Raw genomic sequence first — 26,905 nt, forward strand, 5'->3', positions numbered from 1 at the left:
TTTCCGGGGCCCGACGAAAAAAGGCCGGCGCCCCGGGGCGCCGGCCTTTTTCGTGTCGCATGCGGTGGCCGGCTCAGGCTTCCGGCGTCTCGCGGAAATACGGCTCGACCGGACCCTTCAGCTTCACCGTCATCGGGTTGCCGGCCCGGTCGAGGGTCTTGCCCGCGGAGAGCCGCACCCAGCCCTCGCTGACGCAGTATTCCTCGACATTGGTCTTATCGACGCCCTTGAAGCGGACGCCGACGCCCCGGGCGAGGATCGCCTCGTCGTAGAACGGGCTGTTCGGGTTGACCGAGAGACGGTCGGGAAGCTGGTCGGACATCGGCGGCGGCTTCGTTCGTGAAGGGATGCGGGCCGGTTACGGCAATCCCGGCGGCGTCGCAACGGCCGGGCGCGCCCGCGGCCGTTGAGCCGGGCCCGGCATGTCCAGTTTGCTGAAGCCGCGGGATTCTGGAGCAGTCGGTCAAATCTTGCGACAGTTTGGGAGGAGCGCCGTATCGAACGAACGCGTCGCCTCACTCCCCCGCCGACGACGCCCGCTCCGCCCGCACCGCCGCGATCAACGCCTCCACCCGCCCGCTCTGCAGCAGCGGCACCCATCGCGTCACGGTGGCGGGCGGAAACTCCCACCACGCGGTCTCGACCAAGGCTGCGACCGTCGCCTCGTCGAAGCGCCGCCGCACGATCTTTGCGGGATTGCCCGCCACCACCGCGTAGGGCGGCACGTCGCGGGTGACGACGGCATGCGCCGCGACCACCGCCCCGTGGCCGAGCGTGACGCCCGACAGGATCAGGCAGCCCGAACCGAGCCAGACATCGTGCCCGATCACGACGTCGCCGCGGGAGGCGTGGTAATCATCGGGTGCACCCGCGCCCGGCCACAACCCCGGCATCGCCGCGAACGGATAGGTCGAGACCCAGTCGAGCCGGTGGTCGCCGCCGAGCAGGATTTCGACCTTGTCGGCGATGGAACAATAGCGGCCGATCGTCAGTCGCCGCCCGGATTCGGGGAAGCGCACCTTCGGACGGCCGTAAGAGTAGGCGCCGATTGAGAAATTCCAGCGCCGGGCCAGGCTCTCGAGGTGCAGCCGGGTCTCGTTGTGCGGGTTGCGCCCCCGCCTCAGCCGTTGCAACAGATGCCTCAACGATGCGCTCCTCCGCGGAAGGGGGGCGCGACCGATACGGCACGAGCGGGAGAGGACGGCGTCATGGCCGACAACATGTCCGAGGATCTGAAGTCCGGGGCGCTCGTCTACCACCGCCTGCCCAAGCCCGGAAAGCTGGAGATCCAGGCGACCAAGCCGCTCGGCAACCAGCGCGACCTCGCGCTCGCCTACTCGCCGGGCGTGGCCGCCGCCTGCATGGCGATCCACGAGGACCCGCAGGAGGCCGCCACCCTCACGATCCGCCAGAACCTCGTCGCCGTGCTCACCAACGGCACCGCGGTGCTGGGCTTAGGGGACATCGGCCCGCTCGCCTCGAAGCCGGTGATGGAGGGCAAGGCGGTCCTGTTCAAGAAGTTCGCCGGCATCGACGTGTTCGACGTCGAGGTGAACGAGAAGGACGTGGACAAGCTCGTCGACGTCGTCTGCTCGCTGGAGCCGACTTTCGGCGGCATCAACCTCGAGGACATCAAGGCGCCGGAGTGCTTCGAGGTCGAGGAGCGCTGCCGCGAGCGGATGAACATCCCGGTCTTCCACGACGACCAGCACGGCACCGCCATCATCGTCGCGGCCGCCGTCCTCAACGCGCTGGAGCTTGCCGGCAAGCAGCTGTCGGATGCCAGGATCGTCACCTCGGGCGCGGGCGCCGCGGCCTTGGCCTGCTTGAACCTGCTGGTGTCGCTCGGGGCGACGCGCGAAAACATCACGGTCACCGACATCAAGGGCGTGGTCTACAAGGGCCGCGCCGAGCTGATGGACCGCTGGAAGGACGTCTACGCCCAGGAGACCGAGGCGCGCACGCTGGCCGAGGTGATCGGCGGCGCCGACGTGTTCATCGGCCTCTCGGCGGGCGGCGTGCTCAAGCCCGAATATCTGGAAAAGATGGCGGACAAGCCGCTCATCATGGCGCTCGCCAACCCCTACCCCGAGATCATGCCCGATCTGGCGCAGGAGAAGCGCCCCGACGCGATGATCTGCACCGGGCGCTCGGACTTCCCGAATCAGGTCAACAACGTCCTCTGCTTCCCCTACATTTTTCGGGGTGCACTCGATGTCGGTGCGCACGCGATCAACGAGGAGATGAAGAAGGCGGCCGTGAAGGCCATCGCGGCTTTGGCCCGCGAGACGCCTTCGGATGTCGTCGCCCGCGCCTATGGCGGCGAGGCCCGGCCGTTCGGCCCGCACTCGCTGATCCCGAGCCCGTTCGATCCGCGCCTGATCCTGCGCATCGCGCCCGCCGTCGCCCAGGCGGCGATGGACTCGGGCGTGGCCGGGCGGCCGGTGGAGAACATCCAGGCCTACGCGGATTCGCTCGACCGGTTCGTCCACCGCTCCGGCTTCATCATGAAGCCGATCTTCTCCAAGGCGAAGGAGAACCCGAGGCGCGTTGTCTACGCCGAGGGCGAGGACGAGCGCGTGCTGCGCGCCGCCCAGGCTCTGTCCGAGGATCAGGTCGCCCGGCCGATCCTGATCGGCCGCCCGCGGGTGATCGAGACCCGCATCAAGCGCTTCGGCCTGTCGATCCGCGCGGGCGAGCATTTCGACCTGATCGACCCCGAGGACGATCCCCGCTACCGCGCCTTCGTCTCGACCTATCTCGAGGTGGCGGGCCGGCGCGGCATCACCCCCGATCTCGCTCGCACCCTGGTGCGCACCAACAACACGGTGATCGGCGCGCTCGCCGTGCGCCGCGGCGAGGCCGACGCGCTGATCTGCGGCCTGGAAGGCCGCTTCGAGACGCGCCTGCGGGTGATCCGCGACATCATCGGCCTGAGCCCGGACGTGCTCGACTTCGCCGCGATGAGCCTGATCGTGACGAAGAAGGGCGCCTTCTTCCTCGCCGACACGCATGTGCGGCCCGATCCTTCGGCCGAAGAGATCGCCGACGTGGCCTTGGCTTGCGCCAACCACGTCTCGCGCTTCGGCCTGACGCCGAAGATCGCGCTGCTCAGCCACTCGGATTTCGGCCAGTCGGACTCGGTGAGCGCCCGCAAGATGCGCGGCGCTCTCGAACGCATCCGCTCGCGCGCCCCGCAGCTTCAGGTCGACGGCGAGATGCAGGCGGATTCGGCCCTGTCCGAGCTGGTGCGCGACCGGGTGCTGCCGGGATCGAGCTTCAAGGGCGCGGCCAACATCCTCGTCTTCCCGAACCTGGATGCGGCCAACATCGCCTTCCAGTTCGCCAAGGTGCTGGCCGACGCGCTCCCCGTCGGCCCGCTGCTGATCGGCCCGGCCAAGCCCGCCCACATCCTCACCCCCTCGGTGACGGCCCGCGGCATCGTCAACGTCACCGCCGCCGCGGTGGTGGAGGCCCAGGCCGGCGCGGTGGACGAGGTCGCCATCGTGGCCGAGCCGGGCGCCGGCCCGGTCTCGGAGTAAATCCGGCCTCCGTGCCGCGATCGGGCGTGATCCATCCACGCCCGATCGCGGTGCACGGCTTGCCGCACGGCCACGGTTCGATACCTTGCCGATCATCATCGCAGGACGAATCGCCGGCCCATGGATCGCGCCAGAGTCGCAGTCGCGTCGTTGACCGGATCGGTCGTGCCGTGACCGGCGCGGTCGGGGTTCGGACGGACGAACGCGGCGTCGGTTCCCTCGTGCCGACCTCCGTCGCCCGTGCGGTGCGCCGCGGCGCGATCACGCCCGAGACCCTGCTCGACGGGCCTGAGGCCGTCCGGGCCAGCGACGCCTATCCCCTGCTGTTCGTGGTCCCGCCCGCGCCCGCCGGCCTCCCGGCCCGGCTCGATTGGCGCGAGACCGCCCCCCATTCCTGGCGACGCCTCGCCGCCCGCCTCGTCGATACGGCGTTGCTCGGCTATCTGCTGTTGATGCTCGTGCTCGGAACCTTCGCCCTCGTCCGGCCCGACGAGGGTGGGGCGGTCCTGCGCTTCCTCGACACGAAGCTCGGCCTCGCGGTCTCCTCGGTCCTGGAGACCGTCCTGACGATCCCGCTCTGCGCGCTGGCCGTGGCCCGATGCGGATCGACGCCCGGCAAGTCGTTGTTCGGCATCCGGCTGAGGCAGGACGGGCGGCGGCCGGACCTGCGGACGATGCTGCGACGGGAATGGTCGGTCGCCGCGCGGGGACAGGCCTTCGGCGTGCTGCTCCTCGCCCAACTGGCCAATGCGAGCGCCTATCGGCACCTGAAGCGGGAGGGCCGCACGCCCTGGGACGCGGCGAACGGGCTGACGGTCCACCATCGGCCCGCGACGTGGGGGATGACGCTCCTGCTCCTGATCCTGCTCCTCTTCGCCCTGGTCGGCACGATGGCCTTCCTGCCGTGGTGACGGCGGACGGTCCCTGGTGGCGGATCGGCCCCGACGGGCGGCCGAAGGGCCCCTACGCCGCCGACGAGATGCGCGCCCTGCTCGAGCGCGGCCGTGTCTGGTGCTCCGATCCGGTCTGGTCGCCGGTCGGCGGCCAGTGGACGCCGCTGGATCGGACGCCGCTCCTCGACGGCGCCCAGCCCTCACGTCCGCCGATCCTCGCTCTCGCAGCCGCAGCCCTGGCCTACGCGGCCGTGGTCGGTGTTCTCGTCTTCGTCGGAACGGGCAACCTCATCGATCCGAAGAACCCGCCTTCCCTTTGGATCCTGCGCTCTCTCTGGATCGGCCCCGCGCTGGTCGTGACGCTTGCCAGCGTCGCCCTGGTCCGGTTCGCACGGCTCACGGCAGCCCGCCTCCGGTATCGGCCGCGGCTCTCCGCCGGCCTTCGGGCGGCGGCGACGGTCGGCGGCGTGGTCGGCGGATTCCTGGCGCTCGGCTCCCTGAGCGATGTGACGACCGCGCCGCAAGCGATCGTTCGCGCGGCGCAGATGCGCTACACGGTCGAGGTCGTCCCCGACACGAACCGGATCGTGGTGAGCGGAGGCATCGGCTTCGATTTCGCGCAGGCGGTGCGGGAGGCGCTCGGCAAGGTCGCCGACCCGGTCCGGATCGAGATCGACAGCACCGGCGGCCTCGTCAACGAGGCCGTGCAGGCAGCCCAGGCCATCGAGGCCCGTCCGGGCGCGACCGTCGTCGCCGGTGAGAGCTGCGACAGCGCCTGCATCGTCGTGCTCATGGGTGGCACGAACCGCCTCGCCTCCGCGGGCAACGTCCTCGGTTTCCACGCCAGTTCGAGCGTGGCGGCGGAAGCCGAGCGGTTCATCGTGCTCGGGTTCGATCTCGACCGTTACCTCAACGAGGATCAGGCGGACGCCTACATGCTCCGGCGGGGCGTCCCGGCCGACATCATCGCGGAGACCAACCGGCGCGGGACCGCATCCGTCTATTTCGTTCCGGCCGAAACCCTGTTGGAGCGGGGCGTGCTCACCGGCTTCACCGCGCCGGAGGAGTGACCGGCGACCCGGCGATCCCGGCTTCGGCCGGCCCTCTCCCCTTTTCCGGCCGCCATCCCGCAAGTGGAAGGAACGCGCCCTACTTCGCCACCGCCCCCACCAGCGGCCCGAGCGGGCGGCTGAGGTCGGAGCGGCCGAGGCCGGGGGCATAGAGGCTCGACACGCTGCCGTCGAGGAACAGCGCGTTGCGGCAGCCGAGTTCGTCCTTGAACAGCCGGGCGAAGGCCCCGAACGTCACCGGCTGCTCGGAGATGGCGAAGATCGCCGTGCGCCCGTCGTCGCGCACGCCGACGCCGTTGCGGATCTTCTGGCTCGGGCCGTCCTCCGAGATTTTGGGGTGGATCTTGCCCTCGATCACCAGCATCGGCCCGGATTGCGTGGCGAAATCGGGGCTCGGCTTGGCCTTGAGGTAGCGGACGGTGTCCATCACGCCGGCCCGGTCGCCCTTCACATAGAACACGCCGTTGGGCTTGAGATGGAAGTTGCCCGGCCCGTTGGCGGTCGAGACGCCCTTCAGCTCACGCCCCTCCTCGACATAGAGCCCGACCGGCGCCTGCCCCTTGTCGTACATGCCGGCGTTCATCGCGAAGCTGAGGCGGGCGCCCTGGCGGTCGGCGAGGCTGCCGAGGGAGGAATAGGGCAGGCCGTCCGGCCCGAGCCAGAACAGCCGCACCCGCTCGCGCCGCAGATCGACGGTGCAGACCGTGAAGGGCTGGCCCTCCGCCTGCACCGCGCGGCACGGCCCCTTACCGGCCGCGGGCGCCGGCTGGGCGAGGGCCGCGAGCGGGCCGGACAGGACGAGGCAGGCGGCGAGGAGGGCGAGGCGCGTCACGGGTTCCACGGTCCCTGTCGATCGGCGGCCTCAGCGAGGCTCGGCCGTACGCGCCTCTCCTGGCCCGAAAGCATGGCGGCATTCAAGCAGGCTGAGCCGTCGCCATTCGGCGACGGCTCAGCCTGCTCGTTCTCTTTGTTCTGGCCTCAAGCGCTGGCGGCCGCGTCCGCGGACATCGCGGCCCCTTGGGCTTCTCGCTCCGCTAGACGCCTCGGCACAGCCGAGGCCGCTCAAGCGGGGCGCTCTGCGCGCCCGGCCATACGGCCGTTCCCTCGTCGAGCGTGCTCCCGAGACATCTCCCACACGCTCGGGAAACGATTTTCATCCCGCCTCACGCGATTGAGACCGTAGGTCGCGTGAACCCTTCTCCGGCGGCGCACGTTCTGAGCGCACGGGGGACCCTTCATTCCCTGTTGGAGATGGTTCGATGAAACGGATTGTTCTGGCATCGGCCGCCATGGTCGGCGCGCTGGCGATGATCCCGGCGACCGCCGACGCCCGCGGCTTCGGCGGTTTCCATGGCGGCGGTTTCCACGGTGGTGGCTTCCACGGCGGCGGCTTCGGTCGCGGCTTCGGCGGCCCCCGCTTCGGTGGCGGCTTCGCCCGCTTCGGCGGTGGCGGGTTCGGTCCCCGGTTCGGCGGCTACGGCGGCGGCTTCCGTGCGGCCCGCTTCGGCTACGGCGGCTACGGCTACCGCGGCGGGTACGGCTATCGCCGCGGCTACGGCGGACTGGGTCTCGGTCTGGGCCTCGGCCTCGCGACCGGCGCCGTCCTCGGGGCCGGCTATTACGGCGGCGGCTACGGCGGCTATTACGGCAGCCCCTACGGCTACTCCACCGTCGGCTACGACCCCTATGCCTACGGCGGCGGCTGCTACACCGTCGAGCGCACCCGCTGGACCCCCTGGGGCCCGCGCCGGGTCTTGGTCGAGCGCTGCTACTGAGCGCCGTAACGGCAAGACGATCGATGAGGGGCCGCCACGTGCGGCCCCTTCTCGTTTCGGTGAACCGTGGCCTTCCGCGCGAGGCTTCTCCCCCTCCCACCCCCTCATCCTGAGGTGCCCGCGCAAGCGGGCCTCGAAGGAGGGCTCCAGCGATCACTGAGCGAACTGGAGCCCTCCTTCGAGGCTGCGCTGCGCGCAGCACCTCAGGATGAGGGGATTGGGTTGGGAGGGGCCGGCTCTCAGCGCCGCATCTCGTCCTTGCGCATCGGCATCGCGTCGATGGTCGAGAACAGGCGTTGCGGCGGGATCGGCTCGGCGGATGTCAGCTTCGCGCCGCCGTCCTTGCCGACCAGCACCGCCCGGAACGCGTCCGCGGGCAGCCCGAGCCGCTTGCGGATCGCCATCGCCTCCGCGTCCCCACCCACGGCCTCGACGGTGACGAGGTCGCGCTCCGACACACCCGTCCGGGCCGAGGCCAGCGCCTGTCGCTGGGCCGCGAGCCGGGCATCGCCCGCGTCGGGCGCCGACACGACCAGCACCCGCGCCTGCCAGACATACCGTTCCAGCGGGTTACCTTCCGCCATCGCCGCGCCTCCCGTCATCGCCAGCGCGGCGGCCACGACCATCGCCCGCATCGCATCGCTCCCGCGTGATTGCCGGGACCGACGTGCGACCCATCTGCCCGGTTCCCTCCTCATCACCCGGAGACGCCCATGACCGTCGTCAACCGCCGGATCGTCCTGGCCTCGCGCCCGCACGGCGAGCCGAAGCCCGAGCATTTCCGCATGGAGGAGAACCGCGTGAACGCGCTGCGCGACGGCGAAATCCTCCTGCGCACGCGCTGGCTCTCGCTCGATCCCTACATGCGCGGGCGCATGAGCGCGGCCAAATCCTACGCCAAGCCCGTCGAGATCGGCGAGGTCATGGTCGGGCAGACGGTGAGCGCCGTCGAGGCCTCGCACCATCCGGATTTCGCGATCGGCGACCTCGTCCTGACCCCCGCGGGCTGGCAGGATTACCTCGTCTCCGACGGCCGGGGCCTGCAAAAGCTCGACCCGACGGAAGCGCCGCCGAGCGCCTTCCTCGGCGCACTCGGCATGCCGGGGATGACGGCCTATGCCGGCCTCCTCGAGATCGGCCGCCCGCAGGCCGGCGAGACGGTCGTGGTCGCCGCCGCCGCCGGCCCGGTCGGCTCGATGGTCGGCCAGATCGCCCGCATCAAGGGCGCCCGCGCGGTCGGCATCGCGGGCGGGCCAGAGAAATGCGCCTACCTCACCGACACCCTAGGCTTCGACGCCGCGGTGGATCACCGCGCGCCCGACTTCCCCGACGCTCTGGCGCGGGCCTGCCCCGACGGCATCGACGTGTATTTCGAGAACGTCGGCGGGGCGGTGTTCGACGCGGTGCTGCCGCTCCTGAACGACTTCGCCCGCGTGCCGGTCTGCGGCCTCGTCTCGGGCTACAACATGAGCGAGCTGCCGCCGGGCCCCGACCGCTCGGGCCTGCTGATGCGCAACGTTCTGACCAAGCGCCTGACGCTGCGCGGCTTCATCGTCTGGGACTTTTCGGAGCTGCACGGCGCCTTTCTGCGCGACGTCGGCGGCTGGTTGAAGGCGGGCCGGGTCAAGGCGCGGGAGGACGTGGTCGAGGCCTTGGAGAGCGCGCCCGCGGCGTTCATCGGGATGCTGAAGGGGGCCAATTTCGGGAAGCTGGTGGTGAAGGTGTCGTAAAGCGATTCACCCCTCCCCCGTCATTCCGGGGCCGCGCAGCGGAACCCGGAATCCACCCGTGATGCAGGAAGCCCGGCTGAAGTCGAACCGTCGCGGCCAGTCGTGGATTGCACGCCGCTGGCGCGCCCCTTCGGGTCCGGGTTCTCGCCTTCGGCGAGCCCCGGAACGACGGTGAGGTTTTTTGCAACCCTCCGGCACCTTGCCCGGCATTCCGAACAAAAGTAGAACAAATTCGCGGCGCGGCGCACCGGTGTGAAGCGGGCACAAGCCGCGCCGACGGCTTGCTCCGCAATGGCCGGACCGCCAAGGTCACGCCATCGCGGGCGAGACGAACAAGCCCTGTGAGATCGGATCGGATGGAGAGAGTGGGATGGCGGGCAGCGTCAACAAGGTGATCCTCGTCGGCAATCTCGGGCGCGATCCCGAGACTCGGCGCCTGTCCTCGGGCGACCCCGTGGTGAACCTGCGCATCGCGACGTCGGAGTCGTGGAAGGACAAGGCGTCGGGCGAGCGCAAGGAGAAGACCGAGTGGCACTCGGTCGTGATCTACAACGACAACCTCGCCCGCGTGGCGGAGCAGTACCTGCGCAAGGGATCGAAAGTTTACATCGAGGGCCAGCTCCAGACCCGCAAGTGGACCGACCAGTCGGGCGTGGAGAAGTACACGACCGAGGTCGTGCTCCAGCGCTTCCGCGGCGAGATGACGATCCTCGACGGGCGCGGCGGTGGCGGCGGCGGCGACTTCGCGGGCGAGGACGACCACGGCGGCGGCGGCCAGATCAGCCGCGGCGGCGACCGCGGCGGGCGCGACGATTACGGCTCGGGCCGCTCCTCCGGCGGCGGCGACCGTCGTCCCTCCGGCGGTGGCAGCGGCGGCAGCAAGCCGAACTACGACCTCGACGACGACATCCCGTTCTAGTCATCGGTTTCGAAAGGACCGGTCCTTTCGCGGGTCCAGGGCGGAGCCTTGGCCGGCGGAGCCGTCATGGGGCTCCGCCCCAAACCCCGCCAAAGGACTTGTCCTTTGGGAACCATGACGAGAGCGACAGTAAAAGCAGAAGGACCTGCCCGATCCTTGATCGGGCAGGTCCTTCTGCGTCAGCAATCCAGCGTCGTGTCGCGCTCCCACTGGGTGAGGTGGCGGCAGTAGCTGTTCCACTCCTCGGTCTTGAGCTTGAGGTAGCTCGGCACGAACGAGCCGAAGGCCTCGTTCAGCACGTCGCAGCGCTCCAGCGCCCGCATGGCGTCGAGCATGTTGAGCGGCAGGCGCTTCACGCCCTCCACCGTGTGGCCGTCGGTGTACATATTGATGTCGAGGCGTTTTCCGGGATCGCGGCGGTTGCGGATGCCGTCCATGCCCGCAGCCAGGATCGCGGATTGCAGCAGGTAGGGGTTGGCGGCGCCGTCCGCGAGGCGGAATTCGAGGCGCCCGCCGTCCGGGATGCGGATCATGTGGGTGCGGTTGTTGCCCGTGTAGGTCACGGTGTTGGGCGCCCAGGTCGCGCCGGAGGTCGTGCGCGGCGCGTTGATGCGCTTGTAGGAGTTGACGCAGGGGTTGGTGATCGCCGCCAACGCGTCGGCCGAATGGATCAGGCCGCCGATGAAGTGGTAGCCCTCCTGCGACATACCGATCTCGTCGGAGGCGTCGGCAAAGACGTTGCGGCCGTCGCGCCAGACCGAGACGTGGGCGTGGCAGCCCGAGCCCGTCAGGTCCATGAAGGGTTTCGGCATGAAGGTCGCCCGCAGGCCGTGCTTCTCGGCGATCGAGCGGGTCATGTACTTGAAGAAGGCGTGCCGGTCGGCGGTGACGAGGGCGTCGTCGTAGTCCCAGTTCATCTCGAACTGGCCGTTCGCGTCCTCGTGGTCGTTCTGGTACGGCTTCCAGCCGAGCGACAGCATCGCGTCGCAGATCTCGGTGATGACGTCGTAGCGGCGCATCAGGGCCGATTGGTCGTAGCAGGGCTTGATCTGCTTATCGGCGGTGTCGGCGGGCTCGGAGCCGCAGGGCGTGATCAGGAAGAACTCGCACTCGACGCCGGTCTTCATCTGGAGGCCGTCGCGGGCGGCGTCCTTGATCAGGCGCTTGAGGATGTTGCGCGGCCCCTGCTCGACGGGCTTGCCGTCCATCACGAGGTCGGCGGGAAGCCAGCCGACCTCCGGTTTCCAGGGGAGCTGGATCAGGCCGTCCGGGTCCGGCACGGCGAGCAGGTCGGCATCCGCCGGGCTCATGTCGAGCCAGGTGGCGAAGCCGGCAAAGCCCGCGCCGTTCTTGCAGGTGCTCTTGATCGCGGCGGCCGGGACCAGCTTGGCGCGCTGCGTGCCGAACAGGTCGGTGTAGGAGACGAGGAAGTACTTGATGCCGCGTTCCTTGGCGGCAATCTCAAGATCGAGCGGCATGATGGTCCTCCCGTCTGCGGGCCGAGCCACGGCTCCAGGCCCTCGCATTCAAGAAAAAGGCCGCCCCCTTCGGCGGGGCGGCCTCGCGTCGTTCAGAGGCCGGTCTGGCCCGGAACCCAGTTCGTGCCGGCGAGCGGCACCTGGGCCATGGCGGCGGCCTCGATGGTGAGCGCCACGAGATCCTCGGGCTCCAGGTTGTGCAGGTGGCTCTTGCCGCAGGCCCGCGCGATGGTCTGGGCCTCCAGCGTCATCACCGCGAGGTAGTTGGCGAGCCGCCGCCCCGCGAGTTCGGGATCGAGCCGCTTCATCAGCTCCGGGTCCTGGGTGGTGATGCCCGCCGGGTCACGTCCCTCGTGCCAGTCGTCGTAGGCGCCGGCGGTGGTGCCGAGCGCCTGATACTCGTCCTCCCAGCGCGGGTCGTTGTCGCCGAGCGCGATCAGCGCGCCGGTGCCGATGGCGACCGCATCCGCCCCGAGCGCCAAGACCTTGGCCACGTCGGCGCCCGAGCGGATGCCGCCGGAGACGATGAGCTGCACCTTCCGGTGCAGGCCGAGATCCTGCAGCGCCTGCACGGCGGGGCGGATCGCGGCCAGCGTCGGCAAGCCGACATGCTCGATGAACACGTCCTGCGTCGCCGCGGTGCCGCCCTGCATGCCGTCGAGCACCACCACGTCGGCGCCGGATTTCGCCGCGAGCGCGGTGTCGTAATAGGGGCGCGAGGCGCCGACCTTCACGTAGATCGGCTTCTCCCACTCGGTGACTTCGCGCAGTTCCCCGATCTTGATCTCAAGGTCGTCCGGGCCGGTCCAGTCCGGGTGGCGGCAGGCGGAGCGCTGATCGACGCCGGGCGGCAGGCAGCGCATGCCGGCGACCCGCTCGGTGATCTTTTGCCCCAGCAGCATGCCACCGCCGCCGGGCTTGGCGCCCTGCCCGACCACGACCTCGATGGCGTCGGCCCGGCGCAGGTCGTCGGGGTTCATGCCGTAGCGCGAGGGCAGGTACTGGTAGACCAGGGTCTTGGAGTGGCCGCGCTCCTCCGGCGTCATGCCGCCGTCGCCCGTGGTGGTCGAGGTGCCGGCGATGGTGGCGCCGCGGCCGAGCGCTTCCTTGGCGTTGGCCGAGAGCGAGCCGAAGCTCATGCCGGCAATCGTGATCGGCGTCTTGAGATGGATCGGCTTCTTGGCGAAGCGCGAACCCAGCACGACCTCGGTGCTGCAGCGCTCGCGGTAGCCCTCCAGCGGGTAGCGGCTGATCGAGGCACCGAGGAACAGGAGGTCGTCGAAATGGGGCAGCTTGCGCTTCGCGCCCGCGCCGCGGATGTCGTAGATGCCGGTCGCCGCCGCGCGGCGGATCTCGGACATCACCTCGGGGGTGAAGGTCGCCGAATAGCGCGGCGCCGTGCGGGGTGCCTTGTCGGCCATCAGTAGGCTCCGGCGTTGTCGACGTGGAAGTGGTAGAGGGTGCGGGCCGAGCCGTAGCGGCGGAATTCCGACGGATCGACCTCGCCCAGCAGGCCGGCCGCCTTGAGCTTCTCGGCGAGCTGCGCGCGGTGCTCGTCGCGCATGGGCTTCTCGATGCAGTCGGCGCCCAGGCTCTTCACCGAGCCGCGGACGTAGAGCCGGGCCTCGTAGAGCGAGTCGCCGAGCGCCTCGCCCGCGTCGCCCAGCACGGTCAGCGTGCCGGCCTGCGCCATGAAGGCCGACATATGGCCGATCGACCCCTTCACCAGGATGTCGATGCCCTTCATCGAGATGCCGCAGCGGGCTCCGGCATTGCCGTCCACGACGAGCATGCCTCCGTGGGACGTGGCGCCCGCCGACTGGCTGACATCGCCCTTCACGTGGACGAAGCCGCTCATCATGTTCTCGGCCACACCCGTGCCGGCGCTGCCGTGGATCACGACGCTCGCCAGCTTGTTCATGCCGGCGCAGTAATAGCCGACATTGCCCTCGATCTCGACGGTGACGGGCGCGTCGAGCCCGGCCGCGATGGCGTGCGCGCCGTCGGGGTTCTGGACCGTCCAGTGGGTCTCGTTGGTGTCGGGGCGCAGCGCGTGGAGCTGGCGGTTCAGGTCGCGCAGGCCGGCGCTTCTCAGATCGTAGACGGGCATCAGTGGCGCTCCCCAGAAACGCGCTCCCAAGCGTAGACCTTCGCGGGCTCGGGCTCGAAGACGCGGGCCTTGTCGATGCCCGGCAGGCCGATCAGCGCCCGGTACTCGGAGCCGAAGGCGACGTAGTCGTCGGTCTCGGCCATCACGGCGGGCTTGCAGGCGATCGGGTCGCGCACGACGGCGAAGCCCGATTCGGTGCCGACCACGAAGGTGAAGAAGCCGTCGAGGTCGGTCAGGCTCGATTCGAGCGCGTCCTTCAGCGAGGCGCCCTCGCGCATGCGCCAGCTGAGATAGCCCGCGGCGACCTCGGTGTCGTTCTTGGTGGCAAACGTGATGCCCTCGCGCTGGAGGCGGCGGCGCATGTCGTTGTGGTTCGACAGCGAGCCGTTGTGGACGAGGCATTCGTCGAGGCCGGTCGAGAACGGATGCGCACCGTTCGTCGTCACCGCGCTCTCGGTCGCCATGCGGGTGTGGCCGATGCCGTGGGTGCCGGTCATCGTCGAGAGGTCGAAGCGCTTGGCGACGTTCTCAGGGAGCCCCGTCTCCTTGTAGATTTCCATGCGCTTACCCGCGCTGACCACGTCGATGCCGGGTGCGTTGGCGGAGAGCCACTTGCGGGCCGTCTCCTCCTGATCGGCGGCGAGCGCGATGACGCTGTGGGTGTCGCGCGCGGTCGCCTCGACGCCCCCGCCGAGCGCGTCTTCCAGCCCGGACACCGCCCCGGCGAGCGCATCCGCATCGGGGCCGCGCAGAGTCAGCTTCACGCCCGCGCCGTCGGAACCGTAGACCGCGAAGCCCGCGCTGTCGGGGCCGCGATCCGTCATGGTCTTGAGCATGGCGGCGAGCAGCGCGCCGAGTTGCGGTTCCAGCTCCGGGTTCTTCAGAAAGAGTCCGACAATCCCGCACATCGCGTCCACCCTCCCGCGCCGCCTCGCCCGTTGCCGGATTGCTCGCATGGGCCGCCGGCCCTGTCAATTGAAGGGAACTAATATTTCTTGATGGGAAACGAGGCAGGAGTACCGGTGGTGGAACCAACCCGCTGCGACCGGCGCTTCACTGGCGGCACCCGCGACGGCGCTGCATAGTGCCGGCTTGCCGACCGGAGAGCGAGACGGTGACTGCGGGCCCCATACTGAACACCGCCTCGAACGCGCCCATCGCGGAAGAGCGCCCGCTGGAAAAGGCGCTCGGCCATCAGGTGCGGGTGCTGCGGCGCGAGCGCGACCTGTCGGTGGCCGATCTGGGTGCTGCGGCGGGCATCTCGCCGGGCATGATCTCGAAGATCGAGAACGGGGCGATCTCACCCTCGCTCGCCTCCATCAACGCCATCGCGCTGGCGCTCAACGTGCCGATCACCGCGCTGTTCGCCGCCTTCGAGGAGACCCGCGACTGTAGTCACGTGAAGAGCGGCCAGGGCGTGCTGATCGAGCGGCGCGGCACCAAGGTCGGCCACATCTACGAGCTGCTGGGCGCCGGCATCCGCGGCGACGTGGTGGTCGAGCCCTACCTGATCACCCTGCAGGAGGAGGCCGAGGCCTATACCAGCTTCCGCCATGTCGGCACGGAGTTCATCTACATGCTGACCGGCGAGGTGGTGTATCACCATTCCGGCCTCGACTATCATCTCGGCCCCGGCGACGCGCTGATGTTCGACTCGAACGGCCTGCACGGCCCGGCCAAGCTGTTGAAGACGCCGATGACGTATCTGTCGATCATCGTCTATCCGCGGGGGTGAGGCGCCATTCTCTTCACCGTCATTCCGGGGCTCGCCGAAGGCGAGAACCCGGAATCCACCCGTGATGCGCGGCCATACGGACGGTCGAGGCCAGTCGTGGATTCCGGGTTCCGCTGCGCGGCCCCGGAATGACGGGCGTGGGTTGTTCTGTGGAGGTTGGTGATCTCGCAGGCGCAGCCTTAACGCGCCGCCCCGTGGCCGGCACCGCGGTAACGAACCGTTCACCACAAACTGCGACGGCTTTTCCGGTTTTTGCACGGGGGAGCGACGATGACGGGCGGACGGCTATGGGCAGCGGCCCTTCTCGTCCTCGCCGTCGCGCCGGTCCAGGCCGCCGACCTGCTCGGCCTCGAACCGCCCCCGGGCCCGCAGGCCCCGCGCTTCTTCCCCCGCGCCGAGGGCGATTCCATCGGCGAGCGCCTGCCGCCGCCGCACCGGCTCGCGGGGTGCGCGCCGCGGATCGCACCGGTGCCGACCGACGCGCCCGACGATCCGAGCTATGTCGGCTCGGCCTACGGCCTGGGCAAGCCGAGCTATTACGGCTTCCGCCCCGGCCCCGGCTTCGACGACCCGTTCGGCCGTCCGCTGCGCTACTGCCCCTGACTCAGAGCTTCGCCTGAATCCGTTTCGCGATCTCGCCGAGGCGCTGTTCCAGCAGGGTCGGCACTTCGCAGACGTAGGAGACCGACTGGTTGCGCTCGTCGAAGATGCGGCGGTCCCAGTTAAACTTGGTCTCCAGCTCGGCGACTTCCTTCGAGGACACCTTGGTGGTGTCGTTGTCGGGCGAATCCTTCAGCTCGCTGACCTTGTCGGCCTCGTCGCGGATGCGCTCGGCCAGCCGCCGCTGGCCCTGCGCGTAGCGGACGATGCCGTTCATCACCGTCGAGCGCTCGCCGGTGACGATCTCGTAGACGCCGGCGAAGACGTGCGTGAGGCGCTTCTGCTTCTCGGCCGGATCGAGTTTTTCGGCGAACTCGTCGATCAGGGTGTCGGCCTCGCGCAGTTCCGTGCGGCGGGAGGCGAGCTTGCGGGCGAGCTGCGCCGCCTCGCGGTCGTTGCCCCACTCGCTCGCGGCCCCGGTCGGGTCCGGCCCGGTCCAGACCGCGCCGTAGCCGATCGTCGGCACCCGGCGCTGGGCGCAGGGCCAGTCCGGGTCCTGCCTCTGTTGCGCCAGCGCCGGCCCGGCGGCCATCGCCAGCAGGAGGGTGAGGGTGAACGCGCGCATGAAAAGAAATCCTCTCACGGGGTTTCGCCGGCCGGTCCGCCGCGACGAGCCATGATGCCCCGGCCCGGGTCGTAGGCGATCACGGCGAGCGTGAAGAACAGGAGGCCGGTCCCGACCACGACGGCAAAGCTCAGCGGCTCGAACTTCCCGTAGAGGGCGAAGCGCACCAGCTCGACGGCGTGGGTGAACGGGTTGGCCTGGCAGATCCAGTAGAGCGTGTCGCTCGATTCCCGGATGCGCCAGAGCGGATATAGGGCGGAAGAGGCAAAGAACATCGGGAAGATCACGAAGTTCATCACGCTGGCGAAGTTCTCCAATTGCCGCACCAGCGACGACAGGAACAGGCCGATGGCCCCCAGCATCATCCCCGCGGCCAGGAAGGCCGGCAGCGCGGCGAGGTAGCCGATGGTCGGGATGTCGGTCTCCCAGAAATACGCGATGGCGAGGAACGCGTAGGCCTGGACGATGGAGACGCACACGCCCGCGATCAGCTTGGCGAGCAGCAGCAGCCAGCGCGGATAGGGCGAGGTCAGCAGCACTTTCATCGAGCCGACCTCACGGTCGTAGACCATCGACAGTGAGGACTGCATGCCGTTGAACAGCTGGATCATCACGGCGAGCCCCGGCACGACGTAGACCTCGTAAAGCACGTAGGTCTCGTAAGGGGGCGTGATCGAGACGCCCAGCGTGTTGCGAAAACCCGCGGCGAAGATGAACAGCCACACCAGCGGGCGCACCAGCGCGGAAAAGAACCGCTCCTTCTGATTGAAGAAGCGCAGCAGCTCGCGGCGCACGATGCCGCCGAGCGCGATCAGATAGCCGACGGCATCGAGCCGGCCGGCATGGGGCACGGGCTTGACGCCTGCGTCGGCGGGGGCCGCCACGGCGGGATTCGTCGGGACGCTCATGCGGCAACCTTTCCGGTCGGCTTGCCCGGCTCGGAGACGAGGCGGCGGAAGGCGGCCTCCAGGGTCTCGCCCGGCGCGCCGATCTCGCCGGCCTTGCCGCGGGCGACGATGCGGCCCTTGTGCAGGACCACCGCGTCGTCCTCGGGCGAGATTTCCTCGAAGATGTGGGTCGCCCACAGCACCGACAGGCCCTCTTCGCGCACCAGGGCGCGGACGATGGCGACGATGTCGGCGCGGGATTCGAGGTCGAGGCCGACCGTCGGCTCGTCGAGGAGCAGCAGGCGCGGCTCGTGGATCAGCGAGCGGGCAATCTCGATGCGCCGGGACTGGCCGCCGGACAGCGTCCTGATCTTGTCGTCGCGCCGCTCCGACAGGCCGACGCGGGCGAGCAGGCTCTCGATGCGGACGCGCGCGGCCTTGCGGGCGATGCCGTGCAGGCTCGCGTGGTAGTGCAGGTTCTGCGCGACGGTGAGGTCGGTGTCGAGGGTTCGCGCCTGGAACACCACGCCGAGGCGGGCGAGCGCGCGGGACGGCTCCCGGTCCAGGGGATGGCCGAGGATCGACACCCGGCCCTCCTGGTTGTTGTAGAGCCGGGTGATGACCGAGAACAACGTGGTCTTGCCCGCGCCGTTCGGCCCGAGCAGCGCCATGAAGCGCCCGCGCTCGACCGTGATCGACACGTCCGACAGCGCGGCGCGCTGGCCGAAGCGGTGGCTCACCTGCGCGACGTCGAGGGCCGCGCTCATCGCGGCAGCGCCCGCTTGGCGTCGTCGAGCGCCTCCACGCACTCGTCGAACTCGCCCTCCCCCTGCTCGCGCTCGGCCACCCGCAGGGCCTTCTTCAGTTTCTGCGGGACGGCGTCGGGGGCGAGGCCCGCGACCTTTGCCTTGATGTCGGCGATCCCGGCCGCGCAGTCGGTCTTGTCGTCGGCGAGTGCGGGCGCTGTCATCAAGAAAAGCGCGACGACCGCCGACGCGCCTCTCCTCCCCCTTGCGGGGAGGAGCCGGAGGTGGGGGTGGTGCAGGATGGAGCGCGGCGGTGCCTTCTGCACCACCCCCACCCCTACCCCTCCCCGCAAGGGGGAGGGGATCCGGCTCACTGAGCGCATGACCATCATCTCACTTCACCGAAATCTTGCCGGCCATGCCCTTCTCCTCCAACCCCTGCGCGTACCACCGGTACTCGCCGGGCTTGATCGCCACGAACTCGATGGCGATCTCGCCGGGATCGTCGAATTCGAGGTGATCGGGCGGGCCGCCGCCGTGGATCTCCTTGTGCTCGATCACGATCTGGTTGAGCCAGATGTAGCGGAAGAACTCGGGCGCGTAGAACTTGTATTCCTGCCGGCCCTTGGCGACGATGCGCAGGCGATAGGCCTTGCCGGCCTCCAATTCGATGTCGCGGTTCTCGACCACGAAGTCGTTGCCCTCCTCGTTGCCCAGCACGAGGTCGGGCAAGTTCTGGCGCTTCTTCGTCAGGTCGAGAGCGCCCGCGGGCGCGAGACCGAGCATCAGGGCCGCGGCGGCGAGGCCGAGGCGCGTGGTCCATGCCATGTCGTTTCCTCCCGAGACTTTTTGCCGGCTTATTTCTTCGAGATCGCCACGCCCCAGGGCAGCAGGCCCACGGGGATGCTTTTGACTACCTTCAGCGCCTCGACATCGATCACCGAGACATCGTTCGAGGTGCCGTTGGTCGAGTAGAGCTGCTTCTCGTCGGGCGTGAAGGCGAGTTGCCAGACGCGCTGGCCCACGGGCAGGTACTTCTGCACCTCGTAGGTCTTGGCATCGATCACCGCGACGCGGTTGGCCGGCCCCAGCGCGACGAAGGCCTTGGTGCCGTCGCTGGTCAGGCGCACGCCGACCGGCTGGATCTGCTCGTCGGTGACGCCGGGGATCTTGAAGCTGATCTTCTTCACCACCTTGCGGGTGCCGGTGTCGATGATCGAGACGGTGCCGCCGACCTCCGAGGAGACCCAGAGGATTTTTCCGTCCTTCGAGAACTCGGCGAAGCGGGGGCGGGCATCGACCAGCACGTTGTCGATCACCTCGAAGGTCTTGGTGTCGATGAAGTGGGCCATGTTGGTGGTCTCGGAGGTGTTCACGAGCACCTTACCATCCGGCGACAGGCCCATCCCTTCCGGCTCGACGCCCACCGGAATCTCGGCGAGCACCTTGTTCTTCTCGATGTCGATGATGGTGACCTGGCTGTCGTCCTCGTTGGCGACGTAGAGCGGGTTGCCGCTCTGATCGAGGATGAACTGCTCCGGATCGGGGCCGGAGCGCAGCGAGCGGATCACCTTGCCGGTGGCGGTGTCGAGCACGTCGATGCGGTCGTCGTCGCTGGCGCAGACGAACAGCTCCTTGTCGTCCTTCGACAGGGTCACGCCGCGGGGCCGGCGCCCGACCTTCCACGTCCCGGTCACCGCCATGGTGGTGGTGTCGATCACCGAGACGGTGTTGGCCTTCTCGTTGGTGACGTAGGCGGTGAAGGCCTGCGCGCCCTGCCCGCCCGCGAGCCAGACGCTGGCCAGCGCCGCCACACCCAGTCCCGCCCTGACGCGAGCGACCATCGGCTTCCTCCCTGTCGTTCCGGCGCTTGGCCGCGCCTTGGTTCGAGTCGTGTCCTTAAGGCCGAGATGGCGAACTAGGGCGCCCGGCACAAAGGGAAAATCGGCGCACCCGCCCGCTTGGGCCGGGCGGTGGATTGCCGCAAGGGCTCGGGCGATCAGCCCCGGGTCACTTCAGCTTGCACGTCGTCTCCGGCTCGTCGGTGCCGAGCGTATCGAGCGGGGTGCGCTGGTGGATGAAGCCCTGCTCGGGCGCTACCGAGACCATGGCCTTCGGCTGCACTACGATCACCGGCTGGCGCAGCTGGTGGTCCCAGGGGCGGTAGGTGAGCGAGACGCCCTTGTAGGCCGGCAGCGAGAACTCGGGCGTCGTCAGGTAGGGGCGGATCACGCCGACCTCGGTGCTCTTCTTCTGCGTCGCTGCCTCGCCCACGGTGCGGATCGCCGCCCAGGCCTGATAGTCGAGCGGGCGCATCAGCCGGCCGGTCTGGCGGCGGAAGCGGTTCTGCGCCTGGGCCGCGCCCCAGGTCTCCAGCGTCGGGTGCCACGTGGTGGCGATCAGGCCCTGCGTGCCGGCCACGGGCCGTGGATCGACGGTGCGGAACGGGACGTAGTCGCCCCAATCGCCCTCCTCGTCGGCGACGATGGCCATGTCGTAGTCGAGGCCGCGGGTGAACACCATCGCCTCGGCCCGGGTCGGCGTATCGCCCCGCGCCTTGGCCAGCGGGCCGAAGGTCCAGGGCTTCTCCGCCGTGATCTTCAGCCCGAACTTTTTCGCCGAGTTCTTCAAGGCGTCGGCGTAGGCCTTGTCGCGCTCGCTCGGGCCGACGATCAAAAAGATCTTACGCCAGCGCATCAGCGTCATGTACTGCGCCAGCGCGTCCGTCTGCATCGCGCGGCTCGGGATCGTGTGGAACACGTTGACCCGGCAATCGGCCCCGCGCAGGCGGTCGTCGGGGGCGCCCGCGTTGAGGATCACGACATCCTGATCCTTCAGGGCATCGGCCACCGCCAGCACCTCTTCCGCCGGCAGCGTCAGGGCGAAGTACTTCACGCCCTTGGCGGCCAGCTCCCTGGCCGCGGCCACCGCATCCTGGCCCGCCTCCAGCGCCACCTCGTCGAGGGCGTAGGTCTGCTTGGTGAAGCGGCCGGTGGTGTTGTTGTCCTTCACCGCCATGCGGGCGCCGGCGACCCCCAGATCCTCGGGCTCGGCCTCGGCGTCGTAGGAGGACGGCGGCGGCACCGGCCGGTAGATCATCGCGATATGCGTGTCGCTTAGCCCCGCCTGTGGGGGCGGCGGCGATTCGCCGGTCGCCGCCTTGGGCTCCTGCGCCTGAGCGAGCGGGATGTTCGCGAGAACCGCGAGGGCGAGGAGGAGAGTGGGGGAAACGCGCATGCGCGATAACGCTAGCAACATTGCCCCGGCCGCCTCAACGACGAAAACATAAGTTTTTTCTAAGACATGGGCGCCGCCGGACTCGATTCACGACTCCGACGCTTCGCATTGGCATTCGGGCCAACGCACGCTAACTTGTGAAGTGAGGGCCGGCAGGTGGCACCCCGCCGGCCCTCTTTGCTCAGGCTACGAGAGCATCATCCACGCCAGCGTGATGGTCATGGACCACGCGCTGGCGTTCTTGCTCAGGGTGATGGTCACGACAGGATAGCCGATCACATTTCGTCACCTCCCCTCCGACCGAGCCTACTCGCCAAATGGCGTCGGCGGCCGGCCCACCGCCGCAAGCCCGGTGCCCAGGCGTTCGTGATCGGAGAGGTGCGCTGAGCGAAATCAATTTAGCCAACCTAACGCTTAGCGCAATCTCTTTTCGAAAATGCGCCCCTAAATCAACCCCTGGTAAATATCGTCCCGGTTTCAGCGGAAAGCAGACGATCAACGCGCAACCTTTGATTTGCGAGCCGGGAAGCATTGTTCCTTCGGCAGGTCGCGCAGGCTGAAGCCCGACCCGTTGCCAAATCCTCCGGCCGCCCGAGATATTTTGCCGTGCGGCCCCTCGCGCCGCGCGAAAAGACGTCGAGGTTTCTTCCGCATGACCCTGCGCGTTCCTCCGGCCGTCCGCCGTCATGCCCTGGCGCTCGCGCTCGTGCCGCTGCTCGGCGGCGCGGCTGCGGCGGAGGACGCCCGCAAGGCGGCGATCTTCCCCGCCGAGATGAACGACCCGACGCTGGCCTACGGCCGCAAGAACCTGCCCGCCGACCAGAAGCGGCTGGGCCTCGTCACCGACGTGCTGAAGGCGCAGCTCTCGGAAAAGGCCGGGATCGAGAGCGTCGATCTGGGCCCCCAAGCGGACGAGATCCGCAAGGAGAGCCCGCTCTACAAGTGCAACGGCTGCGTCCCGCCGATCGCCAAGGCGCTCGGCGCGGACCTCGCCGTCACGTCGTTCGCCGACAAGGGCGCCAACCAGCTGTTCAACCTCATGATCGTCATCAGCGAGGCCGAGAGCGGCAAGGTGGTGCGCCAGGGTCAGGTGACGATCCGAGCCAACACCGACGACGACTGGTCCCACGCCGTGCGCTGGATCGTGAAGAACCGCCTGCTGGCCGAGCCGCTGCCGGGCCGCTCGTAAGCGCGCCCCGCATGCTCGCGACGGGACTTGCGCCGACGCCCCGTCCGAGCGTTTAAGCGTTCCCGTGTCCCAGGTTTGCGCCCCCGTCCGCCTCCTCGTCAGCGTCCGCGACGCCGCGGAGGCGCGCGTCGCGCTCCGCGCGGGCGCCGACCTGATCGACGCCAAGGACCCCGAGCGCGGCGCCCTCGGGGCGCTGCCGCCCGAGACGGTGAGGGGAATCGTCGCGACGATCGACGGGCGGGCGATCACCAGCGCAGTCGCGGGCGACGGCACCGGCGCCGACCTCGCGGGCGCGGTCCGTGCGATGTCCGAAGCGGGCCCGGGCTGGATCAAGATCGCGGTCGATGACGCCTCCGACGCGGCGCTTGCCGACGCTGCTGCGGCAGCGCCGGGCCGGCTGATCGGCGTCGTCTTCGCCGAGGATTCCTTTTCGAACGATCTCCCGGCGCGGCTGGCGGCGGCGGGGTTTTCCGGCGCGATGATCGACACGCGGGGCAAGCGCGGCACCGGCCTGCGCGATTGTTTGCCGGCTGCGACGCTCGCCGCGTTCGTCGCGTCTTGCCGCGCTCACGACCTGATGAGCGGGCTCGCCGGCTCCCTGCGGCTCGCCGACATCCCGGCGCTGGCCGCGCTCGGACCCGATTATCTCGGCTTCCGCGGCGGCCTGTGCCGCGGCGGCGACCGGCGCCAGGGGCTGGACGAGGCCCGGATCAGCGAAGCCGTGGCCGCGCTGCGGATGCCGCGCCGCGCCGACGCCGCGTGATGACCCGCGCCGCCAATCCCCCTCCCCCCTCCGCGGGGGAGGGTGGCCCGCGAAGCGGGCCGGGAGAGGGGAGCGACGCTTCCGGCGAATTCTCTTTCGACCGCGGCCAAGCGGCGCCGTCGCTCCCCTCTCCCGCCTGCTCCGCAGGCCCCCTCCCCCGCAGAGGGGGGAGGGAATGGAGCGTCGTCAAACTCGGCGGCAGCCTTTTGGCTGACCGCGCGCGCCTGCGCACCCTCCTCGCCGCTTGCACGACCACCCCCACGGCCATCGTCCCCGGCGGCGGCCCCTTCGCCGACGCAGTGCGCACGGCCCAATCCGCCCTCGGCTTCGACGACGCGCTGGCCCACCGCCTCGCCCTCGACGCCATGGGCCGCATGGCCGAGGTTTTTTGCCATCTCGAACCACGCCTCGCCGTCGCCGCGAGCCTCGACGCCGTGGCCGACGCCCTCGCCCAAAACCGGTCCGTCGTCTGGGACCCGGCCGCGCTGAAAGCGGGTTGCCCCGACATCCCGGAGAGCTGGGCGGTCACCTCCGACAGCCTCGCCCTCTGGCTCGCGACGCGGCTCGGCGCCCAATCCTGCATCCTCCAAAAATCCGCGCCCGTGCCCGCCGCCGACCCGCAGGCGCTCGCCGCCGCCGGGCTGGTGGACGCGGCCTTCCCGCGTTTCGCCGCCCTCTATCCCGGCGCGATCGTGGTGCGCGGCCCCGTTTCCGTCAGTGAGGCCGCATGAGCGCGCCCGAGCATCTCGTCTTCATCACCGGCAAGCTGGCGCATGCCCGGCTCGAAAAGGTCGCGGCAACCCTGCCGCCGGAGCGCTACCTCTGGTCGATCGCCGACGCCGGCGTGAAGGTCGCCGCGCTGATGACGGAAGAGATCATCAAGCGCCGGATCACGATGCCCGAGGGCGCGACCCGCATCGTGCTCCCCGGCCGCTGCCGCGCGAACCCTGAAGCGCTGAGCCTGCATTTCGGCCTGCCCGTGGAGCGGGGGCCGGACGAGGTGGTCGATCTGCCGGCCTATCTCGGGCTCACCGCTCGCAAGGTCGATCTGTCGCGCCACGACCTGCGCATCTTCTCCGAGATCGTCGATGCCTCGAAGATGACGCCCGAAGAGATCGTCGCGAAGGGCCGGGAGCTGGCGGCCAAGGGCGCCGACGTGATCGATCTCGGCGGACTGCCCGACACCGATTTCCCGCATCTCGAAGAGAGCGTGCGCGGCCTGAAAGAGGCCGGGCTGAAGGTCAGCGTCGATTCCTTCTCGCTCGACGAACTCACCCGCGGCGCGCGGGCCGGGGCCGACTTCCTGCTCAGCCTCAACGAGGAGACGCTGGACCTCGCGTTCGAGACCGACGCGGTCCCCGTCCTCGTGCCGATGCGCCCCGACGACCTGCCCTCGCTGGATCGGGCCATCGAGCGGATGGTGAAGGCGGGAAAACCCTTCCTCGCCGACCCGATCCTCGAGCCGATCCATTTCGGCTTCGTCGATTCGATCGCGCGCTACCGCGACACCCGCGCCCGCTGGCCCGACATCGCGATGATGATGGGCACCGGCAACCTCACCGAACTCACCGAGGCCGACAGCCTCGGCGTCACGGCCCTGCTCGTCGGCATGTGCTCGGAACTGTCCATCGGCAACGTGCTGATCGTGCAGGTCTCGAACCACACCCGCCGCACCGTCGAGGAGCACGACGCGGCCCGCCGTATCATGTACGCGGCGAAGGCCGACGCGGCCCTGCCGAAGGGCTACGGCCGGGAGCTACTGGCACTTCACGACAAGCGCCCCTTCGTGCAGACCCCCGACGAGATCGCGGCCCAGGCGGCGGACGTGCGCGACCCGAACTACCGCATCGCGGTGGCGGAGGACGGCATCCACGTCTTCAACCGCGACATTCACAAGACCGGCACCGACGCCATGGCCTTCTTCCCCGATCTGAGCGTGGAGAGCGACGGCGCCCACGCGTTCTATCTCGGCGGCGAGCTGACCAAGGCCGAGACCGCGTATCGGCTGGGCAAGCGCTACGTGCAGGACGAGCCCCTCGACTGGGGCTGCGCCGCCGACCGGACCCAAGAGGACACCACCGCCTTCAAGCAGGCCGGGCCGACGAAGAAGGCGGCGCATACGCGCCACAGCGGCCCCGCCGCGCCGGAGGCCGCGCGTGCGGCTTCGGTGCCGCCGGAGCAGGATGCGGAACGGCCCGGGATCGAGACCGGCCGAGGCTCGGACGCAGCCGGCGATCCGCTGAGCGAGCCGCGCGGCGGACGCATCGTCTGCGGCCGGCTGGTGCCGGACGAGGAACGGGGCTGAACCGATGCCGCTGATCCTGGAGACCGTCGTCACCACCCTCTCGTCCGACGGGGCGATGCATCTCGTGCCGTTCGGGCTGATCCGCGAGGGCGAGGATTTCGTGCTCGCCCCATTCCGGCCCTCGCCGACCATCACCAACCTGACCGAGCGGCCCTATTTCTGCGCCTCGGCCCCGAGCGACGTGCGGGTGATCGCGGGCGTGGTCACCGGCCGGCGCGACTGGCCGGTGGTGAATTGCGAGAAGATTCCGGGAAAGCGCCTCGCGGAGTGCTTCGGCCATGCCGAGTTCGAGGTGGCCTCGGTGGAGGACGACGAGACCCGCCCGCGCTACCGGGGCCGCATGGTCCACGCGCAGAGCCACGTGCCGTTCATCGGCTATAACCGGGCGCAGGCGGCCGTGATCGAGGCGGCGATCCTCTCGACCCGGCTGCACATGTTGGAGCCGGAAAAAATCCTGACGGAGATGGCCTACCACGCCATCGCCATCCAGAAGACCGCCGGTCCCGCGGAGCGCGAGGCCTGGGACTGGATCGAGGACAAGGTCGCGGCCGCGCTCGGGCGCAGCGAGCGGGTTCTGCCGGCCCCGTGACGGGATCGCGGCCGGTGGGCCGCAAATTTTTCGCGAGCGGCGGCTCGGGCCCTCTGGCCAAGTCGACGCCGCGGGCGATGTGTGGGAACGCATCGATTGAGGGGTGACGCGGCGCCGCCCTCCGGCAGCGCCCCACGGGAGGAGAAGAAGAGAATGCGATTCAGGACGCTCGCCGCGGTCGCGGCACTGGCCACGGTGACCTTCGCGGCCCAGGCCCACGGCCCGACCCGCCAGAAGGTCTCGGAGTCGATCGAGATCAACGCCCCCGCCGACAAGGTCTGGGCCATCGTCGGCAACTTCCAGGACGGCAGCTGGATTCCGCCGGTCGAGAAGACCGAGGGCAAGGGCGGCAACGAGGTCAAGGCGACCCGCACGCTGACCCTCAAGGGCGGCGCCACGGTTCAGGAAGAACTCGCCAAGTACGACGCCGCGAAGATGACCTACATGTACCGGATCGACAAGGTCGACGTGAAAACCCTGCCGGTGAACGACTATTCCTCGACGATCGAGGTCGAGGGCAACGGCGACAAGACCAAGATGACCTGGCGCGGCGCGTTCTACCGCGGCTACATGAACAACGATCCGCCGCCGGACCTCAACGACGAAGCCTCCAAGAAGGCCGTCTCCGACCTGTACAAGGCCGGCCTGCAGAACGTGAAGGCCAAGGCCGAGAAGGGCTCGTAGGTTTTAGGATGATGCAGGCGGCGCGCTC

29 protein-coding genes are annotated in these 26,905 nt (G+C 69.4%); 14 read left to right on the forward strand and 15 right to left on the reverse strand.

What is annotated here, in order from left to right:
- Positions 1-73 precede the first annotated feature (73 nt).
- The gene (locus AAHG03_RS03615; protein ID WP_342148831.1) at positions 74-322 is read right to left on the reverse strand and encodes a DUF3297 family protein; all 249 of its coding nucleotides are present in this window, start codon (positions 320-322) and stop codon (positions 74-76) included.
- A 193-nt stretch (positions 323-515) separates the two neighbouring features.
- Positions 516-1,133 carry a CatB-related O-acetyltransferase gene (locus AAHG03_RS03620; RefSeq protein WP_342149195.1) on the reverse strand — a complete coding sequence of 206 codons (618 nt, stop codon included), beginning with the start codon at positions 1,131-1,133 and terminating at the stop codon, positions 516-518.
- 75 nt (positions 1,134-1,208) lie between these two features.
- Between AAHG03_RS03620 and AAHG03_RS03625 the strand changes: the two genes are divergently transcribed.
- The 3 genes from AAHG03_RS03625 (at position 1,209) to AAHG03_RS03635 (ending at position 5,505) form a co-directional block, all read left to right on the forward strand.
- Positions 1,209-3,542 carry an NADP-dependent malic enzyme gene (locus AAHG03_RS03625; protein ID WP_342148833.1) on the forward strand — a complete coding sequence of 778 codons (2,334 nt, stop codon included), beginning with the start codon at positions 1,209-1,211 and terminating at the stop codon, positions 3,540-3,542.
- A 170-nt stretch (positions 3,543-3,712) separates the two neighbouring features.
- Complete coding sequence (locus AAHG03_RS03630) at positions 3,713-4,453, forward strand: RDD family protein (protein ID WP_342148836.1); 741 nt, start codon at positions 3,713-3,715, stop codon at positions 4,451-4,453.
- The gene (locus tag AAHG03_RS03635; protein WP_342148837.1) at positions 4,447-5,505 is read left to right on the forward strand and encodes a GYF domain-containing protein; all 1,059 of its coding nucleotides are present in this window, start codon (positions 4,447-4,449) and stop codon (positions 5,503-5,505) included. The genes AAHG03_RS03630 and AAHG03_RS03635 overlap by 7 nt, the downstream gene beginning before the upstream one ends.
- Before the next feature lie 79 nt (positions 5,506-5,584).
- Here the strand turns inward: AAHG03_RS03635 and AAHG03_RS03640 are convergent, their stop codons facing one another.
- Positions 5,585-6,337, reverse strand: coding sequence for a phosphodiester glycosidase family protein (locus AAHG03_RS03640; RefSeq protein ID WP_342148839.1), 753 nt, complete (start codon positions 6,335-6,337; stop codon positions 5,585-5,587).
- Between the two features lie 427 nt (positions 6,338-6,764).
- Here AAHG03_RS03640 and AAHG03_RS03645 point away from each other — a divergent pair, with 427 nt between their 5' ends.
- A complete protein-coding gene (locus tag AAHG03_RS03645; protein ID WP_342148840.1) occupies positions 6,765-7,280 on the forward strand; it encodes a hypothetical protein in 516 nt (171 codons plus the stop codon).
- Positions 7,281-7,519: 239 nt separating this feature from the next.
- Here the strand turns inward: AAHG03_RS03645 and AAHG03_RS03650 are convergent, their stop codons facing one another.
- Positions 7,520-7,915: a DUF4174 domain-containing protein gene (locus AAHG03_RS03650; RefSeq protein ID WP_342148842.1), complete on the reverse strand. Its 396-nt coding sequence runs from the start codon at positions 7,913-7,915 to the stop codon at positions 7,520-7,522.
- 78 nt (positions 7,916-7,993) lie between these two features.
- On the opposite strand from AAHG03_RS03650, the gene AAHG03_RS03655 reads away from it, so the two are divergent.
- Positions 7,994-9,010, forward strand: coding sequence for an NADP-dependent oxidoreductase (locus AAHG03_RS03655; protein WP_342148843.1), 1,017 nt, complete (start codon positions 7,994-7,996; stop codon positions 9,008-9,010).
- A 370-nt stretch (positions 9,011-9,380) separates the two neighbouring features.
- The gene (gene ssb, locus AAHG03_RS03660) at positions 9,381-9,929 is read left to right on the forward strand and encodes a single-stranded DNA-binding protein (RefSeq protein ID WP_342148845.1); all 549 of its coding nucleotides are present in this window, start codon (positions 9,381-9,383) and stop codon (positions 9,927-9,929) included.
- A gap of 179 nt (positions 9,930-10,108) precedes the next feature.
- Here the strand turns inward: ssb and glnT are convergent, their stop codons facing one another.
- The 4 genes from glnT to AAHG03_RS03680 form a co-directional block, all read right to left on the reverse strand.
- The gene (gene glnT, locus AAHG03_RS03665) at positions 10,109-11,407 is read right to left on the reverse strand and encodes a type III glutamate--ammonia ligase (RefSeq protein ID WP_342148847.1); all 1,299 of its coding nucleotides are present in this window, start codon (positions 11,405-11,407) and stop codon (positions 10,109-10,111) included.
- 92 nt (positions 11,408-11,499) lie between these two features.
- Positions 11,500-12,828: an FMN-binding glutamate synthase family protein gene (locus AAHG03_RS03670; protein ID WP_342148848.1), complete on the reverse strand. Its 1,329-nt coding sequence runs from the start codon at positions 12,826-12,828 to the stop codon at positions 11,500-11,502.
- Positions 12,828-13,517, reverse strand: coding sequence for a protein glxC (locus tag AAHG03_RS03675; protein WP_342148850.1), 690 nt, complete (start codon positions 13,515-13,517; stop codon positions 12,828-12,830). The genes AAHG03_RS03670 and AAHG03_RS03675 overlap by 1 nt, the downstream gene beginning before the upstream one ends.
- Entirely contained in the window at positions 13,517-14,425 is a 909-nt protein-coding gene (locus AAHG03_RS03680) for a class II glutamine amidotransferase (RefSeq protein ID WP_342148851.1), read from the reverse strand. The genes AAHG03_RS03675 and AAHG03_RS03680 overlap by 1 nt, the downstream gene beginning before the upstream one ends.
- Before the next feature lie 221 nt (positions 14,426-14,646).
- Between AAHG03_RS03680 and AAHG03_RS03685 the strand changes: the two genes are divergently transcribed.
- Both AAHG03_RS03685 and AAHG03_RS03690 read left to right on the forward strand, forming a co-directional pair.
- Positions 14,647-15,252, forward strand: coding sequence for a helix-turn-helix domain-containing protein (locus AAHG03_RS03685; RefSeq protein WP_342149196.1), 606 nt, complete (start codon positions 14,647-14,649; stop codon positions 15,250-15,252).
- A 270-nt stretch (positions 15,253-15,522) separates the two neighbouring features.
- Complete coding sequence (locus AAHG03_RS03690) at positions 15,523-15,855, forward strand: hypothetical protein (protein ID WP_342148852.1); 333 nt, start codon at positions 15,523-15,525, stop codon at positions 15,853-15,855.
- Between the two features lies 1 nt (position 15,856).
- Here AAHG03_RS03690 and AAHG03_RS03695 read toward each other — a convergent pair whose 3' ends face one another.
- The 7 genes from AAHG03_RS03695 to AAHG03_RS03725 form a co-directional block, all read right to left on the reverse strand.
- Positions 15,857-16,477: a hypothetical protein gene (locus AAHG03_RS03695; protein ID WP_342148853.1), complete on the reverse strand. Its 621-nt coding sequence runs from the start codon at positions 16,475-16,477 to the stop codon at positions 15,857-15,859.
- Between the two features lie 14 nt (positions 16,478-16,491).
- Entirely contained in the window at positions 16,492-17,385 is an 894-nt protein-coding gene (locus AAHG03_RS03700) for an ABC transporter permease (RefSeq protein ID WP_342148854.1), read from the reverse strand.
- On the reverse strand, positions 17,382-18,131 hold the full coding sequence (locus tag AAHG03_RS03705) for an ABC transporter ATP-binding protein (RefSeq protein WP_342148855.1): 750 nt from the start codon (positions 18,129-18,131) through the stop codon (positions 17,382-17,384). Before AAHG03_RS03705 ends, AAHG03_RS03700 begins: the two co-directional genes overlap by 4 nt.
- Positions 18,128-18,334: a hypothetical protein gene (locus AAHG03_RS03710; protein ID WP_342148857.1), complete on the reverse strand. Its 207-nt coding sequence runs from the start codon at positions 18,332-18,334 to the stop codon at positions 18,128-18,130. The genes AAHG03_RS03705 and AAHG03_RS03710 overlap by 4 nt, the downstream gene beginning before the upstream one ends.
- A 169-nt stretch (positions 18,335-18,503) precedes the next feature.
- Positions 18,504-18,938 (reverse strand): cupredoxin domain-containing protein, encoded by a 435-nt coding sequence (locus AAHG03_RS03715; RefSeq protein ID WP_342148858.1) that lies wholly within the window; start codon positions 18,936-18,938, stop codon positions 18,504-18,506.
- A gap of 29 nt (positions 18,939-18,967) precedes the next feature.
- Positions 18,968-19,954 (reverse strand): YVTN family beta-propeller repeat protein, encoded by a 987-nt coding sequence (locus tag AAHG03_RS03720; protein WP_342148859.1) that lies wholly within the window; start codon positions 19,952-19,954, stop codon positions 18,968-18,970.
- A gap of 166 nt (positions 19,955-20,120) precedes the next feature.
- Positions 20,121-21,347 (reverse strand): ABC transporter substrate-binding protein, encoded by a 1,227-nt coding sequence (locus tag AAHG03_RS03725; RefSeq protein ID WP_342148861.1) that lies wholly within the window; start codon positions 21,345-21,347, stop codon positions 20,121-20,123.
- Between the two features lie 652 nt (positions 21,348-21,999).
- Here AAHG03_RS03725 and AAHG03_RS03730 point away from each other — a divergent pair.
- The 6 genes from AAHG03_RS03730 to AAHG03_RS03755 all read left to right on the forward strand — a co-directional run bounded on the left by AAHG03_RS03730 (position 22,000) and on the right by AAHG03_RS03755 (position 26,877).
- Positions 22,000-22,536, forward strand: coding sequence for a DUF3280 domain-containing protein (locus tag AAHG03_RS03730; RefSeq protein ID WP_342148862.1), 537 nt, complete (start codon positions 22,000-22,002; stop codon positions 22,534-22,536).
- 64 nt (positions 22,537-22,600) lie between these two features.
- Positions 22,601-23,299, forward strand: coding sequence for a (5-formylfuran-3-yl)methyl phosphate synthase (locus AAHG03_RS03735; protein WP_342148864.1), 699 nt, complete (start codon positions 22,601-22,603; stop codon positions 23,297-23,299).
- A gap of 206 nt (positions 23,300-23,505) precedes the next feature.
- Entirely contained in the window at positions 23,506-24,030 is a 525-nt protein-coding gene (locus tag AAHG03_RS03740; protein ID WP_342148865.1) for a uridylate kinase, read from the forward strand.
- Positions 24,027-25,604 (forward strand): DUF6513 domain-containing protein, encoded by a 1,578-nt coding sequence (locus AAHG03_RS03745; RefSeq protein WP_342148867.1) that lies wholly within the window; start codon positions 24,027-24,029, stop codon positions 25,602-25,604. Before AAHG03_RS03740 ends, AAHG03_RS03745 begins: the two co-directional genes overlap by 4 nt.
- Positions 25,605-25,608: 4 nt before the next feature.
- Positions 25,609-26,193, forward strand: a complete 585-nt coding sequence (locus AAHG03_RS03750) for a DUF447 domain-containing protein (RefSeq protein ID WP_342148869.1) — start codon at positions 25,609-25,611, stop codon at positions 26,191-26,193.
- Between the two features lie 153 nt (positions 26,194-26,346).
- Positions 26,347-26,877: an SRPBCC family protein gene (locus AAHG03_RS03755; RefSeq protein ID WP_342148870.1), complete on the forward strand. Its 531-nt coding sequence runs from the start codon at positions 26,347-26,349 to the stop codon at positions 26,875-26,877.
- Positions 26,878-26,905: the final 28 nt, after the last annotated feature.

Origin of the sequence: Methylorubrum subtropicum (assembly GCF_038442325.1) — a bacterium.
GTDB lineage: Bacteria > Pseudomonadota > Alphaproteobacteria > Rhizobiales > Beijerinckiaceae > Methylobacterium > Methylobacterium subtropicum.

Excerpts from the sequence above, each read along its gene's own strand:
- AAHG03_RS03615 (WP_342148831.1), bottom strand. The coding sequence starts at position 322 with ATGTCCGACCAGCTTCCCGACCGTCTCTCGGTCAACCCGAACAGCCCG.
- AAHG03_RS03625 (WP_342148833.1), top strand. The coding sequence starts at position 1,209 with ATGGCCGACAACATGTCCGAGGATCTGAAGTCCGGGGCGCTCGTCTAC.
- AAHG03_RS03645 (WP_342148840.1), top strand. The coding sequence starts at position 6,765 with ATGAAACGGATTGTTCTGGCATCGGCCGCCATGGTCGGCGCGCTGGCG.
- AAHG03_RS03650 (WP_342148842.1), bottom strand. The coding sequence starts at position 7,915 with ATGCGGGCGATGGTCGTGGCCGCCGCGCTGGCGATGACGGGAGGCGCG.
- AAHG03_RS03655 (WP_342148843.1), top strand. The coding sequence starts at position 7,994 with ATGACCGTCGTCAACCGCCGGATCGTCCTGGCCTCGCGCCCGCACGGC.
- ssb (WP_342148845.1), top strand. The coding sequence starts at position 9,381 with ATGGCGGGCAGCGTCAACAAGGTGATCCTCGTCGGCAATCTCGGGCGC.
- glnT (WP_342148847.1), bottom strand. The coding sequence starts at position 11,407 with ATGCCGCTCGATCTTGAGATTGCCGCCAAGGAACGCGGCATCAAGTAC.
- AAHG03_RS03670 (WP_342148848.1), bottom strand. The coding sequence starts at position 12,828 with ATGGCCGACAAGGCACCCCGCACGGCGCCGCGCTATTCGGCGACCTTC.
- AAHG03_RS03675 (WP_342148850.1), bottom strand. The coding sequence starts at position 13,517 with ATGCCCGTCTACGATCTGAGAAGCGCCGGCCTGCGCGACCTGAACCGC.
- AAHG03_RS03680 (WP_342148851.1), bottom strand. The coding sequence starts at position 14,425 with ATGTGCGGGATTGTCGGACTCTTTCTGAAGAACCCGGAGCTGGAACCG.
- AAHG03_RS03690 (WP_342148852.1), top strand. The coding sequence starts at position 15,523 with ATGACGGGCGGACGGCTATGGGCAGCGGCCCTTCTCGTCCTCGCCGTC.
- AAHG03_RS03695 (WP_342148853.1), bottom strand. The coding sequence starts at position 16,477 with ATGCGCGCGTTCACCCTCACCCTCCTGCTGGCGATGGCCGCCGGGCCG.
- AAHG03_RS03700 (WP_342148854.1), bottom strand. The coding sequence starts at position 17,385 with ATGAGCGTCCCGACGAATCCCGCCGTGGCGGCCCCCGCCGACGCAGGC.
- AAHG03_RS03705 (WP_342148855.1), bottom strand. The coding sequence starts at position 18,131 with ATGAGCGCGGCCCTCGACGTCGCGCAGGTGAGCCACCGCTTCGGCCAG.
- AAHG03_RS03710 (WP_342148857.1), bottom strand. The coding sequence starts at position 18,334 with ATGACAGCGCCCGCACTCGCCGACGACAAGACCGACTGCGCGGCCGGG.
- AAHG03_RS03715 (WP_342148858.1), bottom strand. The coding sequence starts at position 18,938 with ATGGCATGGACCACGCGCCTCGGCCTCGCCGCCGCGGCCCTGATGCTC.
- AAHG03_RS03720 (WP_342148859.1), bottom strand. The coding sequence starts at position 19,954 with ATGGTCGCTCGCGTCAGGGCGGGACTGGGTGTGGCGGCGCTGGCCAGC.
- AAHG03_RS03725 (WP_342148861.1), bottom strand. The coding sequence starts at position 21,347 with ATGCGCGTTTCCCCCACTCTCCTCCTCGCCCTCGCGGTTCTCGCGAAC.
- AAHG03_RS03730 (WP_342148862.1), top strand. The coding sequence starts at position 22,000 with ATGACCCTGCGCGTTCCTCCGGCCGTCCGCCGTCATGCCCTGGCGCTC.
- AAHG03_RS03745 (WP_342148867.1), top strand. The coding sequence starts at position 24,027 with ATGAGCGCGCCCGAGCATCTCGTCTTCATCACCGGCAAGCTGGCGCAT.
- AAHG03_RS03750 (WP_342148869.1), top strand. The coding sequence starts at position 25,609 with ATGCCGCTGATCCTGGAGACCGTCGTCACCACCCTCTCGTCCGACGGG.
- AAHG03_RS03755 (WP_342148870.1), top strand. The coding sequence starts at position 26,347 with ATGCGATTCAGGACGCTCGCCGCGGTCGCGGCACTGGCCACGGTGACC.